Annotated in this window: 12 protein-coding genes and 1 pseudogene; 9 read left to right on the top strand and 4 right to left on the bottom strand. The window is 63.6% G+C overall.

Going from position 1 to position 12,643, the window contains the following annotated elements; translation table 11 throughout:
- Positions 1 to 1,596, bottom strand: a 1,596-nt coding sequence (gene xseA / locus IVB32_RS07425; protein WP_247410055.1) for an exodeoxyribonuclease VII large subunit, incomplete at its 3' end; no start/stop codon positions are given.
- Positions 1,597 to 1,733: 137 nt separating this feature from the next.
- On the opposite strand from xseA, the gene IVB32_RS07420 reads away from it, so the two are divergent.
- From IVB32_RS07420 to IVB32_RS07395, 6 genes are all read left to right on the top strand, one after another.
- Entirely contained in the window at positions 1,734 to 2,744 is a 1,011-nt protein-coding gene (locus IVB32_RS07420; RefSeq protein WP_026232535.1) for an alpha/beta fold hydrolase, read from the top strand.
- A complete protein-coding gene (locus IVB32_RS07415; protein ID WP_247299349.1) occupies positions 2,741 to 3,295 on the top strand; it encodes a hypothetical protein in 555 nt (184 codons plus the stop codon). The genes IVB32_RS07420 and IVB32_RS07415 overlap by 4 nt, the downstream gene beginning before the upstream one ends.
- Entirely contained in the window at positions 3,295 to 3,594 is a 300-nt protein-coding gene (locus IVB32_RS07410; protein ID WP_018453460.1) for a transcriptional regulator, read from the top strand. Before IVB32_RS07415 ends, IVB32_RS07410 begins: the two co-directional genes overlap by 1 nt.
- Before the next feature lie 321 nt (positions 3,595 to 3,915).
- Positions 3,916 to 4,095, top strand: a complete 180-nt coding sequence (locus IVB32_RS07405; RefSeq protein WP_018453462.1) for a hypothetical protein — start codon at positions 3,916 to 3,918, stop codon at positions 4,093 to 4,095.
- Positions 4,096 to 4,346: 251 nt separating this feature from the next.
- Positions 4,347 to 6,527 (top strand): PAS domain S-box protein, encoded by a 2,181-nt coding sequence (locus IVB32_RS07400; protein ID WP_018453463.1) that lies wholly within the window; start codon positions 4,347 to 4,349, stop codon positions 6,525 to 6,527.
- Positions 6,520 to 6,885: a response regulator gene (locus tag IVB32_RS07395; RefSeq protein ID WP_018453464.1), complete on the top strand. Its 366-nt coding sequence runs from the start codon at positions 6,520 to 6,522 to the stop codon at positions 6,883 to 6,885. The genes IVB32_RS07400 and IVB32_RS07395 overlap by 8 nt, the downstream gene beginning before the upstream one ends.
- A gap of 168 nt (positions 6,886 to 7,053) precedes the next feature.
- Here IVB32_RS07395 and IVB32_RS07390 read toward each other — a convergent pair.
- Together IVB32_RS07390 and IVB32_RS07385 are read right to left on the bottom strand one after the other, a co-directional pair.
- Positions 7,054 to 7,589, bottom strand: a pseudogene (locus tag IVB32_RS07390) (transposase).
- Between the two features lie 66 nt (positions 7,590 to 7,655).
- The gene (locus IVB32_RS07385) at positions 7,656 to 8,285 is read right to left on the bottom strand and encodes a hypothetical protein (RefSeq protein WP_018453465.1); all 630 of its coding nucleotides are present in this window, start codon (positions 8,283 to 8,285) and stop codon (positions 7,656 to 7,658) included.
- A gap of 152 nt (positions 8,286 to 8,437) precedes the next feature.
- On the opposite strand from IVB32_RS07385, the gene purD reads away from it, so the two are divergent.
- Both purD and IVB32_RS07375 read left to right on the top strand, forming a co-directional pair.
- On the top strand, positions 8,438 to 9,721 hold the full coding sequence (gene purD / locus IVB32_RS07380) for a phosphoribosylamine--glycine ligase (RefSeq protein ID WP_018453466.1): 1,284 nt from the start codon (positions 8,438 to 8,440) through the stop codon (positions 9,719 to 9,721).
- A 171-nt stretch (positions 9,722 to 9,892) separates the two neighbouring features.
- On the top strand, positions 9,893 to 10,798 hold the full coding sequence (locus IVB32_RS07375) for an alpha/beta hydrolase (RefSeq protein WP_026232536.1): 906 nt from the start codon (positions 9,893 to 9,895) through the stop codon (positions 10,796 to 10,798).
- Here the strand turns inward: IVB32_RS07375 and IVB32_RS07370 are convergent.
- Positions 10,795 to 11,253: a nucleoside deaminase gene (locus IVB32_RS07370; protein WP_039798664.1), complete on the bottom strand. Its 459-nt coding sequence runs from the start codon at positions 11,251 to 11,253 to the stop codon at positions 10,795 to 10,797. The genes IVB32_RS07375 and IVB32_RS07370 overlap by 4 nt on opposite strands.
- A 120-nt stretch (positions 11,254 to 11,373) precedes the next feature.
- Here IVB32_RS07370 and IVB32_RS07365 point away from each other — a divergent pair.
- A partial coding sequence (locus tag IVB32_RS07365) for a S4 domain-containing protein (protein ID WP_247410054.1) occupies positions 11,374 to 12,643 on the top strand: 1,270 nt, incomplete at its 3' end.

Genomic DNA, 12,643 nt, shown 5'->3' with positions numbered 1-12,643 from the left:
CTTGCCCACGCGCTTCGGCGCAGGCTTGGCGTCCTGCGCGGCTGGCTTCGCTTGCGCCGGCGCGCGCTTCGCTGCAGCCGCGGGCCGATCCGCATCCGCGGTCGCACCGACACGGCCATCCGCAAACTCGATCTCGACCCGTGCGCCGGGACCGATCTCATTCGCCGAATGCAGCGGATGGCCGGCCTCGTCCCGCACCAGGGCAAAGCCGCGCGCGAGCACGCCGCGATAGGACAAGGCGGAGAGCAGCTTGCCGCTGTTCTCGACGCGGGCATCCAGCCGCTGCAACAGCGTCACCAGCGCGCGGCCCGCGCGCTCGGCAAGGCGATGCGTGCGCTCGCGCTGGCGGTGAATCGCGTTGCGCTGCGCCTGCGCATTGGACAGTTTTGAGGCGCGCAAGCGCACCTCCAGCCCGGCAAAGCGGTCGCGCCGCCGCCGCAAGAGCGAGCGTGCGGATAGGCCGAGCCGTTCGCCGCACACGGTGAGGCGATGATCAGCCTGCGCGATCTGGCCGTGCAGCACCCGCAGCGTCAGCTTGGCGCCTGCGGCGGTGAACCTTCGGAAATGCGCGTGGGTGTTGGCCTTGAGGCAGCGGGGCAGGGACGCACCCGCCGAATCCAGCCGCTGCCGCGGGATCGCCAGCAAATCGCCGGCGGCCGGCAGCGCGCGCGCGGCGGCACGCAGCTCGCTGCGGCGGCTCTCATGGCCGCGCTGCCAGCAGGACCGGGTACGTCGCCCGAGATCGCCGACCTCGACAAAGAGATCGCTGCGCACCGGCACGGCCATCTCGGCCGCCGCCGTCGGCGTCGGTGCGCGCTTGTCGGCGACGAAATCGATCAGCGTGATGTCGGTCTCGTGCCCCACGGCCGAGATCAGCGGGATCATGCTCTCGGCCGCGGCGCGGACCACGATCTCCTCGTTGAACGACCACAGGTCCTCCAGCGAGCCGCCGCCGCGCGCGACGATCAGCACGTCGGGGCGCGGAATCCTGCCGCCCTCCGGCAGCGCATTGAAGCCGCGGATCGCGGCCGCGACCTGCTCGGCCGAGCCTTCGCCCTGCACCTTGACCGGCCACACCAGCACATGGCGGGGAAAGCGGTCCTCCAGCCGATGCAGGATGTCGCGGATCACGGCGCCGGTCGGCGAGGTCACCACGCCGATCACCTCCGGCAGCCACGGCAGAAGCTGCTTGCGCGCCTCGTCGAACAGGCCTTCGGCGGCGAGCTTCCGCTTGCGCTCCTCCATCAGCGCCATCAGCGCGCCGATGCCGGCCGGCTCCAGCGCCTCGATCACGATCTGGTATTTCGAGGAGCCCGGATAGGTCGTGAGCTTGCCGGTGGCGATGACCTCGAGCCCCTCCTGGGGCTTGAAGCGCATGCGCCCGTGCACGCCCTTCCAGATCACCGCCTCGATCTTGGCGCTCTCGTCCTTGAGCGCGAAATAGCAATGGCCGGACGAATGAGCCCCGCGGAAGCCGGAGATCTCGCCGCGGACCCGGACATGGCCATAGGTGTCCTCGACCGTCCGTTTCAGGGACTGGGAGAGCTCCGAGACGGTGAATTCGGGAGTGTTGAGCAGGGGTTCCGCTGAAGGCATCGGCAAACGATTCGGCATGTGGGGATCAGACCCGACGTTAAGGATTTTTGCAGCGCCGCGCCAATCCGGGTATTGACCAAAAGAGTACTCTGCAATATAGAGTTCTCTATAGCTGAATAGGCTGAGAGGAGTAGATCATGGCAATTCGAGTGCTGCGCGGCGTTGTGAACGGGCTGAAATGGGCCCTGTGTGCGGTCGGCTGTGTGGCGCTGATCCTGGCTGCCATGATCGCAACGCCGCTGGAGCGGCCGCCGGAGATGAAGTCGGTCTCCGACTCATCGAAGGGGATAGACTGGTCCACGCTGCCTCCGCTCGAGCGCTTCCAGGCCCGCGACGGCACCTGGATCGGTTTCCGCCACTACGCTGCCAATGGTCTTGCAACCGGCCGTGGCGCGATCTTCATCCACGGCTCGTCCGGCTCCAGCGGCACCGTCAATCATGCCCTGACCCATGCCATCGCCGCGCGCGGCGTGGAGACCTGGGCGCTCGACATCCGCGGCCATGGTGGCTCCGGCACGCGCGGCGATATCGGCTATGTCGGCCAGCTCGAGGACGACCTCGTCGACTTCGTCGCTCAAATCCGCAAGACCGCGCCGGAGCTGCCGCTCACCTTGATCGGCCATTCCGCCGGCGCCGGCTTCTCGCTGCGCGTCGCCGCGACGCCGATCATGCAGGACATGTTCGTGCGCACCGTGCTGCTCGCACCCTATCTCGGCTATGACGCGCCGACCAACAAGCCGCATGCCGGCGGCTGGGCCAATGTCGACCTGCCGCGCTTCTTCGCGCTGGCCACGCTGCGCAAGATCGGCATCGACTGCTGTTCGCAGCTTCCGGTGCTCGCGCTCGCCGTGCCGGCGAGTTCGGCAAAATATCTCGTCGCCACCTATTCGGACCGCCTGACGCGCAATTTCGCGACGCGCGGCTATCGCCTCGATCTTCCGGCGGCGACACGTCCGGTCACGATCTTCGGCGGCGCCGAGGACGAGATGATGATCTCGGATAAATATGCAGAAACCGTGCAGGCGGTGAAGCCATCGGTCGACGTCAAGATCATCGACGGCATCAACCACATGGGCATCGTCACCAACCCGAAGGCGATCTCGGTCATCGCCGACGATGTGGCGACGCGCGGGACAGGGCAGTCATGATCGACAGCAAGGAAGCCTCCGCGGCGCTGGCCGATATCGACGACATCGTCCAGCGCGTGAAGCAATCGCAGCTCTACGAGCTGGCGAGCCACGCCGCCGTCTGGTGGGGCGCATTGGTGTTCGCGGGCAATCTCGTGACCTGGCTTTGGCCGGTCTATGCGGGCTACGCCTGGGTTGCCGTGGACGTTTTGGGCGCCGGCGGTCTGGTGGTGCTGCGCATTCTCAATCCGCCGCATCACCCCCATGGCGCCGCCTTCAACATCAGACTGCTTCTGGTGTTCGCGCTGTTCTTCGCCTTCGGTTATCTCTGCACCAACGTGATCGGTCATTTCGGTCCGCGCCAGCTGGGCACGTTCTGGCCGCTCTACTTCATGCTGTTCTATTCGCTGGCGGGTCTCTGGTTCGGCTATGCCTTCATGGCGATCGGTCTCGGTATCTCCGCGCTGACGCTGATCGGCTATTTCTACATCGGCGAGGCGTTCCCGCTCTGGATGGCCTTCGTCAATGGCGGAGGCCTGATCCTCGGCGGCCTCTGGATGCGGCGGATCTGATGGCCGAGCTCGACGACATCATCCACCAGCCGTTGCGGCTGAAGATCATGGCGGCACTGAACGCGCTGCCGGCCACCGCAGGATTGGAATTTTCCCGGCTGAAAAAGCTCACCGGCGCCACCGACGGCAATCTCGGTGCGCATATCGAGACGCTGGCCAAGGCGGGCTACGTGTCGGTGGAGAAAGCCTTCGTCGGCAAGAAGCCGCAGACCACGGTGACCGCGACCGCTGCGGGGCGCGGAGCGTTCGCGCGGCATGTGGCGACGCTGCAGGAGATTATTGCGGGGAAGCAGGGGTAGGACGTACTCATAAATGTCGGCTTACCAACGCAAAGCGGAAGTCTCCCACCTCGGGCATGATCGATGGCTTGTGACCCGAAGCTGACCTGCGAGGCTCGCCCGTACAACGATAGTCCATATCAATTGGGGATTGCCGGCATTGCGATGGCCGATTGCTGCGGGTCCAAAGCTATCTCGATACACGCTCCTTCAAAACTGTCCGCACCTTCAAGTGCCAGAAGCTCATTGCGACGATTGAGGGCACCCACGACATCGATTAATCTATGTTAAGGCCGCGCCCGTAACTGGGAGGTAAAATGTTCCCAACGGGGAAGGCGTGCGATGGACTACCGCGCTTATATCATGGGCGAGGACGGGCGGATCAGCGGCGTTCATGAGATCGATTGCGCCAACGACGACGAGGCCACAGCCAAAGCGAGACAGCTGCTCGACGGCCACGATTTAGAAGTGTGGCACAGAGATCGGCGCGTCACTGTTCTCAAGCACCACACAAGACAGTAAGGCCGCTCAGTGGCGGTCGCGGCCATGCAATGTCCCCGGTCAGGCGGCCCTTAGCGGACATGCTCATCAGCTTGTCCTGACGCCGATAACCGCCATTAGCGGACCCTCGCGAACCCGTACCTACGGGGGGAACCAAGGGGCCCGTGATGCGTTAAGAGCAGTTCGGCGGGCCGGAGGGGCGTCCGCCCATTGCACGAACGACGCTCGTATCGGGTCGTCGTTCCTCTCGCCCCCGAGAGCCGGGCACCCGCATGTCGAACGTAGAAGAATTCCCACTCTCCGCCCGGCACCGCCCCACGGAGTTCGAGGCCCTGGTTGCGGCCGGCGCTGCCGCGCTCGATGCCATTCCGGGCGCAGTCTATCTCTGTGACGCGGAGGGGCTGCTGGTCGCCTATAACGCGGAGGCTGTGGTGCTGTGGGGGCGCACACCTGATGTTGGGAGGGAGCGCTTCTGCGGTTCACACCAGCTCTACCTGCTGGATGGAACTCCCCTCGCGCATGCCGACTGCCCCATGGCCACCGCCGTTCGCGCGGGAACGCCGACGCGCAATGCCGAAGTGATAATGGCGCGGCCGGATGGCTCTCGCTTCACGGCCATGGTCAACATCCGGGCGTTGCGCGACTTTTCTGGTCGCATCCAGGGCGCCATCAATTGCTTCCAGGACATCACCGGACGCAAGCAGGTCGAGGAGGAAGTCCGCCGCACGACGCAGGATCTGCAGGACTTTTTCGACAACGGCGCGGTGGGCCTTCACATCGTCAGTGGCGAGGGAATTATCATTCGCGCCAATAAGGCCGAATTGGATCTGCTTGGGTACCGGCCCGAGGAGTATATCGGGCGTCATGTCGCCGAGTTCCACGCCGACGCTCCCGTGATTGGCGATATTCTCCAGCGTCTTTCATGCGGTGAGCCGCTGCAGCGCTACCCTGCCCGGCTGCGCGCCCGCGACGGCACGATCAAGCATGTCCTGATTACCTCGAACAGCCGCATTGTGGACGGCAAGTTTGTCAACACGCGCTGCTTCACGACCGACGTCACCGAACTGCATGCTGCCGAAGAGGCACGGCAAGCAAGTGAGGCGCGGCTTGCGGCGACTTATGAGGCCGCCAGCGTCGGCATTTCGGAGACCGACGAGAACGGTCGCTTCTTGCGGGTGAATGATTCCCTCTGCCGCATCACCGCGCGCAAACGCGACGAACTGTTGGGGATGACCTTCCTCGACTACACCGATTCCAACGATCAGACCGAAGATGCCGAATTGTACGCGCGGCAAGTCCGCGGCGACATCGAGAACTACACGGTTCGCAAGCGTGTACTACGGCCTGACGGGTCCGTTCGCCATCTGGATATCTTCAGTTCGTCGGTGCGGGATTCGGAAGGCTGCTTCCTTTATGGCGTGCGGGTCGCTCAGGATGTCACCACCACCAAGCAACTGGAGGATCGCTTGCGTGAAGGCGAGCAGCGCATGCGCGATCTCCTCGAGGCGTTGCCAGCAGCCATCTACACGACGGACGCCAAGGGGCGCATTAATTTCTTCAATCGGGCTGCCGTCGAGATGGCGGGCAGAACGCCGCAGCCAGGCGACGAATGGTGTGTGACCTGGAAGCTCTATTGGCCCGACGGCTCGCCGCTGCCGCACAATGAATGCCCGATGGCTGTTGCGCTGCGCGAAAACCGGCCGGTTCGCGGTGCCGAAGCGGTGGCCGAACGTCCAGACGGCAGACGCGTGCCGTTTATTCCTTTTCCAACGCCGCTGCGCGACGCGGACGGCAATCTTGTCGGCGCCATCAACATGCTCGTCGACATTAGCGAGCGGAAGAACGCCGAGAACGCTCAAAAGGCTCTCATCGACGAACTAAACCACCGTGTGAAAAACACCCTGGCCACGGTGCAATCTCTGGCGAACCAGACCGCCCGTCACGCCGCCGATCTGCAGGAATTTCTGCCGACCTTCACGGGACGGCTGCTTGCGCTCGCCCGCGGACATGACCTGCTGACGAAGCGAAACTGGCAGGATACGCCTTTCGAAAAGCTCGTCCACGATATCGTCGCTCCGATGTCGGGCGGACGGGTGCTGACTAGCGGGCCGCACGTTGAACTAGACGCCCGCATGGCACTTAGCATCACCATGGTGCTCAACGAGCTTCTGACCAATGCGGCGAAGTACGGCGCACTCTCAGTGCCGAATGGATCAGTTTCGCTCACTTGGCGGATCAGCGCCGGCGAGCGCTCGCAAGCCGTGCTGGATTGCGAATGGCACGAACGTGGCGGACCACCTGTTACGCCTCCAAAGCGGCGCGGCTTCGGCACGCGGTTGATGGAACGTTGCGTCGAGCATGATCTCGCAGGTGAGTTCGATCTGGTATTCGAGCCGGAGGGCACTCGCTGCCGCATGGTGTTTCCCATTATGCCTGCAGCGTCCAATGGTTGAGCTGTCCGGCGCCAAGGTTCTCCTGGTCGAAGATGAGGGCCTTGTGGCCCTCATGCTCGAAGATATGCTTGAGGAACTGGGCTTGAAGGTCGTTGCCTCAGCAGCCCACGTACAAAAGGCGTGCGAACTCGCGACGACGGCATCGTTCGATTTGGCGCTCCTTGATGTGAACCTGGCTGGCGAACTTGTTTTTCCGGTAGCTCGCATCTTGCGGGAGCGAAGGATTCCCTTCCTGTTCAGCACGGGTTACGGCGGACCTCCGCTCGAGGAGGAGTTCAACAGTTCGCCCGCGATAGGCAAGCCGTTTTCTATCGATCAGTTGAACGAGAAATTGCGGGCGATTCTGGCGCTCCCATAGCAGGACGGCTTCGCGCGTTTCCTTGCGTCGGATGCCGATCCGGGCGCCGTGTGCAGGTGCCGAAAGCGAGTACGATTCTCCGGGGTCCGAGGCATCAAGGGGCCAACGCTGCTTTACTGGTACAAAGCTCGTAGGATGGGTTGAGCCCTTGCGAAACCCATCGCTTCTCTATCCCCGTTCTCCGAAATCGCGGCCGTCATCCGACTGATCGCCGGCCCAATCGGCCGGGTAATTGCCGAACTTTATGTGGCGATGAAACGAGGAGGGCGCCCAGTCACGGACTCTGTCGACGAGCCCGTGCTTGACCGGATTGATATGAACATAGTCTACATGCCGCGCGAAATCAGCTTCGTCGCGAATGGTATGCTCCCAATATCTGCTTGCCAGATGCCCCGTTCACCTTTGGCCGCGCGGCTTGGGGATATCCTCTCGTTGCGCGCCAAGCCGCGCGAAAAGGTGGATTTGATCAACTGCCAGCGCATTGCAAAATCGGCACCACCTTCTGGCAACGTCCACACCGTGTGAAGGTGATCAGGCAGCACCACGATGGCATCGATCGTGAATGGATGGCGTCGGTGCGTTTCACGAAACGCCGTGCGCAACAACCCGATATGATCCGTCAGCAACGCTAGCTTCCGCTCCGCCAGGTTGACCGTGAAGAAGAAGCACCCACCCGGAAGAAAGTTGCGGCGGTACGCGGTCATGACGGGACGTTACCACGAAACAAGTGCGATGGGTTTCGCAAGGGCTCAACCCATCCTACGGGCTGCTTACGGTACAAGGTGAGCGTAAAATGGGTCCGTTAGAGCGACTGCGTGGATGGTTTTCAACTGGGTTACTGCCACCGGCGCAATGCCCGCGTTCCGAAGGAGCGAGAGGAGCATCAAAAACTTTGCGTGCGAAATGCGATTTGGAAGTGAAGTGTTGTGAGCAACGATGAACTTTCTGATGGCTGTGAAGCCAGCAACGGTATTAGCAAGCTCGCGGTGAAGCTGCGTTACACTTGAGGTAGCAAAGCCCCCTGCCTTGCGAAGTATTGCCTCAAACTTTGATTGAAGCGGAGAGCCAACAAATCTGGAAAACATTCCTGCGACTAATCGAGTGAGATGCTCGTTGCTTCCCCACATGGAGGCCTTCGTGTCAATTATTGCCATGAGTTCATCGTTCGATGAGTACTTCGAAGCAAGCCAGATTTGGGCATACAAGCTCCATATAGACGAAGAACCGAGACCACTTAGCGTTTGTTTGATGTGTCCACGTACCCAACTATTGTCCGGCAAACGTGCCGCCACAATGGCACTGGCGATTTCGACAAGGGACGCGTCATCTACGAGATGGCCATCTTGAAGGATTTGGGTAAGCAAGTTGAGCTTGAGAGCAGGAGAGCCGGTCAATCCCATCGCTGGTCGTCTGCGTATGGTCCCGATGAATTCGGGCTCGCGCCTCAGCGGCGAGCGCTGGAATGACGGGGAGTTCGGGCGCCGCCCCCTTGAGCCCGGCCCCGATTCGTGCGACCTCCGCCCCCAGCAAATCCCTCATTTCTGAGCCCTCGATGCACATTCTCCTGCTTGGTTCCGGCGGTCGCGAACATGCCCTGGCGTGGAAGATCGCGGCCTCTCCCCTGGTGACCAAATTCTGGTGCGCGCCGGGCAATGCCGGGATCGCGCGCGAGGCGGAATGCGTGGCGCTCGATGTCGCCGACCATGCCGCCGTGATCGACTTCTGCAAGACGAATGCGGTCGAGCTCGTGGTGGTCGGCCCGGAGACGCCGCTGGCGGCCGGTATCGTCGATGACCTCACCGCCGCCGGCATCAAGGCGTTCGGGCCGGACAGGATCCCCGCCCAGCTCGAAAGCTCGAAGGGCTTCACCAAGGCGCTGTGCACCGAGTTCGGCATTCCGACCGGCGCCTACAAGCGATTCACCAACGCCGCCGATGCGCGTGCCTACGTCCAGAGCCAGGGCGCGCCGATCGTGGTCAAGGCCGACGGTCTTGCCGCCGGCAAGGGCGTCGTCGTCGCCAAGTCGGTGCGCGAGGCGGAGGACGCCATCGCCATGATGTTCGACGGCACCTTTGGCGAGGCCGGCGCCGAGGTCGTGATCGAGGAGTTCTTGCCGGGCCGCGAGATCAGCTTCTTCGCGCTGTGCGACGGCGAGACCGCCATTCCGCTGGCCTCCGCGCAGGACCACAAGCGCGTGTTCGACCATGACGTCGGCCCGAACACCGGCGGCATGGGCGCCTATTCGCCGACGCCGCTGGTCACGCCGGCGATCCATGACGCGATCATGGCCAAGATCATTCTGCCGACGGTATCAGGCATGAAGCAGCGCGGCACGCCGTTTCGCGGCATTCTCTACGCCGGGATCATGCTGACGACGCAAGGGCCAAAACTGTTCGAGTTCAACGTCCGCTTCGGCGATCCCGAGTGCCAGGTGCTGATGCTCAGGATGATGTCGGACATCGTGCCGGCCTTCCTCGCCGCCTGCGACGGGCAGCTGAAGAACTTTGACCTGCGCTGGCATCCGGAGGCCGCGCTCACGGTGGTGATGGCGGCAAAGGGATATCCCGGCGATTACCAGAAAGGCACGCGGATCGAGGGGCTCGATGACGCCGCCAAGGTCGAGACCGCCGAGATCTTCCACGCCGGCACGGTCGAGAAGGACGGCGCCATCCTCGCCAATGGCGGCCGCGTCCTCAATGTCTGCGCGCTCGGCAAGACCGTGACGGAAGCGCAGGTGCGCGCCTACCAGGCCGTCGACCGCATCAATTGGCCGGAAGGCTTCTGCCGCCGCGACATCGGCTGGCAGGCCGTGGACGCCGAGAAGTCCAAGGGCTGACACGCTTTTTTCGCACGCGCGCGCAATTTCCGCCGTGCCCGTCGGCACTCCGAATTTGTGTAGGCGGCTGTTGGACTTAGCTACTGTGCATGGGGTTGTTTTTCGACTTTTTTGTTTTGGGGCATTCTCAAGACCGAGCAGATCCCACGCTGACAGATAAGGATGCAGAAGATGTCCGATCTCGCCGACCTCTATCCCGGCTTCGCCTCCGAATGGATCAACACCTCCTTCGGCCGCATCTTCGCCCGCGTCGGCGGCAAGGGACCGCCGCTGTTGCTGCTGCACGGCTTCTCCGAGACCAACGTGATGTGGCACCGCGTGGCGCCGCAGCTGGCCGACCGGTTCACGCTGATCATCGCCGATCTGCCCGGCTATGGCTGGTCCGACATGCCCGAGAGCGACGCGCTGCACATGCCCTACAGCAAGCGCGCGATGGCCAAGGCCATGGTCGAGGCGATGGAGCGCCTCGGCCACGTGCACTTCGCGCTCGCCGGCCATGATCGCGGCGGCCGCGTCTCGTATCGGCTGGCGCTCGATCATCCCGGCCGGCTGTCGAAGCTTGCGGTGCTCGATATCCTGCCGACCTACAATTACTGGGAGCGGATGAACCGCGCCTATGCGCTGAAGATCTATCACTGGACTTTTCTGGCGCAGCCCTATCCGCTGCCGGAGACGCTGGTCGCGAGCAATGGCGAGTTCTTCCTGCGCTTCAAGATGGCGAGCCAGACCAAATCGAAGACGCTCGATGCGATCGACAAGCGCGCGCTCGAACACTACATCGCCCCGTTCCGCGATCCCGCCCGCGTCCACGCGATGTGCGAGGATTATCGCGCCGGCGCCTATTTCGACTACGATCTCGACAAGGCCGATTTCGAGGCCGGCAAGAAGATCACCATTCCGATGCTGGCGCTGTGGGGCAATGCCGGCGTGGCGCAAGCCGCCGCCACCCCGCTCGACATCTGGAAGCAATGGGCGACCAACGTGGACGGCATGCCGGTGGATTCCGGCCACTTCCTCACCGAGGAAAATCCCGGCGTCACCGCGAAGGCGCTGCGCGAGTTCTTTGCCGCGCCTTAGCGCCGCTCGCGAAAGAAGTCCTTCAGCATCCGCGCCGACTCGCTTTCGCCGACCCCGGAATAGACATCCGGGACGTGATGGCAGGTCGGCGAGGTGAAGAACCGCACACCTGATTCAACCGCGCCGCCCTTGGGGTCGGCGGCGCCGTAATACAGGCGCCTCACCCTTGCAAACGAGATCGCGCCCGCACACATGGTGCACGGCTCCAGCGTCACGTAGAGGTCGCAGTCGACCAGACGCTCGCTGCCGATCTTTTTGGCCGCCTCGCGCAGCGCAACGATCTCGGCATGGGCCGTGGGGTCGTAATCGGTTAACGTCCGGTTCGCCGCGGTGGCGATGACCTCGTAATTGCGGACCACGACACATCCGATCGGAACTTCGCCCGCCTTTCCGGCGTTTTCGGCCGTTTTGAGCGCCAAATCCATGAAAGAGGGGGCTTTCAAGCCTCGTATCATCGCGAGAAACCTGCTAGTAGCTGCGCCTTCAGCAGAAGTGCTTGACCGAATTTGCCTGAGCATGCGGCTCGAGACGAGCGCGCACAATGCTTTCTGGCCATCCCCTGAGTGAGATTATTCATGCCTCGCGACAGCGACAAAGACAACGATTCCCGCGGCCGGCGTGATCGCGGCCCGGCCAAGGGAGGCCCGGCCAAGGGCCGGTCCGGCAAACCACGCGGGCCCGACAAGAAGTTCGCCAAGCGCGGCCCTCCCGGGGACAAAGGCGACGCCCGCCCGCCCCGCGGCGACCGCGACAGCCGTCCATCATTCCGCCGCCGCGAGGAGGGCGATGCCCCGCGCCGCGACTTCAGCGACCGCCCGAAGTTCAATCGCCAAGACCGGCCGCGTGAAGACCGGCCGCGCGGCGAGGATCGTGGCGAGCGCAGCTTCAAGCCGCGTGGCGATCGTCCCTTCAAGCCGCGTGAAGACCGTCCGTTTTCCGATCGTCCGTCGCGCGACGGCGAGAAGCGCCCGTTCAAGCCCCGTGGTGACCGCCCATTTTCTGATCGCCCCTCGCGCGATGGCGACAAGCGGCCGTTCAAGCCGCGCGGTGATCGCCCGTCCTATGGGCGTGATGACCGTCCGCCGCGCAGGGATCGCGACGATTCCCGTCCGGCCGGCCGAACCGGTGACGCGAAGTTTGGCGACAAGCGACCTTATGCGCCGCGTGGCGACCGTCCGGAACGCAAGTTCGACGGCGAGCGGAAGTTTTCGCGCGGCGCACCGGACCGCAATCGCAGCGAGCGCAGCGATTCAAAACCCTGGCAGAAGCGCGATGCGGCGCCTCGCGGCGACCGGCCGCCGCGCAAGGACTTCAGCAAGGGTCCGCGCAAGGATTTTGGCGGCAGCGACCGCGGTGGGGACAAGCCCTGGCAGAAGCGCGACGATCGTCCATCGGGTGATCGTCCGTTCCGCGAGCGCCCCAAATTCGATCGTCCTCGCGATGATCGTCCGAGGTTCGATCGCGGCGGCGATCGCCCGAAATTCGATCGTCCGCGCGAGCGTTCCGAGGGCCGTTCCGACTGGCACGAGCATCCCCGCAGCGAAGCGCGTTCCGGCGATCGTCCACGCCGCGAAAACGAGGACGAGAGCAGGATCTTCGAGAAGCGTCCGGCCTTCGGCGGTCGCGGCGCCTATCGCGAGCGCGATCGTGATTCCGAGCGGCGGCCGCGCCGCGAGGAAGAGACCAAGCCGAAGAAGGCCGGCGAGCGTATCGCCAAGGTGCTGTCGCGCGCGGGCCTCGCCTCGCGCCGCGATGCCGAGGAGATGGTCACGCAGGGCCGCGTCAGCGTCAACGGCCGTGTCATCAATTCGCCGGCGCTCGACATCACCTCGAACGATGTCGTCA

This window comes from Bradyrhizobium sp. 23, from assembly GCF_023073295.1.
Lineage (GTDB): Bacteria > Pseudomonadota > Alphaproteobacteria > Rhizobiales > Xanthobacteraceae > Bradyrhizobium > Bradyrhizobium canariense_D.
Note: the sequence above shows the minus strand (reverse complement) of the source record. Positions and strands in the feature narration are given on the sequence as shown.

Bases quoted from the DNA above. Each gene is read 5' to 3' on its own strand.
- IVB32_RS07420 (WP_026232535.1), top strand. From the start codon at position 1,734: ATGGCAATTCGAGTGCTGCGCGGCGTTGTGAACGGGCTGAAATGGGCC.
- IVB32_RS07415 (WP_247299349.1), top strand. From the start codon at position 2,741: ATGATCGACAGCAAGGAAGCCTCCGCGGCGCTGGCCGATATCGACGAC.
- IVB32_RS07410 (WP_018453460.1), top strand. From the start codon at position 3,295: ATGGCCGAGCTCGACGACATCATCCACCAGCCGTTGCGGCTGAAGATC.
- IVB32_RS07405 (WP_018453462.1), top strand. From the start codon at position 3,916: ATGGACTACCGCGCTTATATCATGGGCGAGGACGGGCGGATCAGCGGC.
- IVB32_RS07400 (WP_018453463.1), top strand. From the start codon at position 4,347: ATGTCGAACGTAGAAGAATTCCCACTCTCCGCCCGGCACCGCCCCACG.
- IVB32_RS07395 (WP_018453464.1), top strand. From the start codon at position 6,520: ATGGTTGAGCTGTCCGGCGCCAAGGTTCTCCTGGTCGAAGATGAGGGC.
- IVB32_RS07385 (WP_018453465.1), bottom strand. From the start codon at position 8,285: ATGGGATTGACCGGCTCTCCTGCTCTCAAGCTCAACTTGCTTACCCAA.
- purD (WP_018453466.1), top strand. From the start codon at position 8,438: ATGCACATTCTCCTGCTTGGTTCCGGCGGTCGCGAACATGCCCTGGCG.
- IVB32_RS07375 (WP_026232536.1), top strand. From the start codon at position 9,893: ATGTCCGATCTCGCCGACCTCTATCCCGGCTTCGCCTCCGAATGGATC.
- IVB32_RS07370 (WP_039798664.1), bottom strand. From the start codon at position 11,253: ATGATACGAGGCTTGAAAGCCCCCTCTTTCATGGATTTGGCGCTCAAA.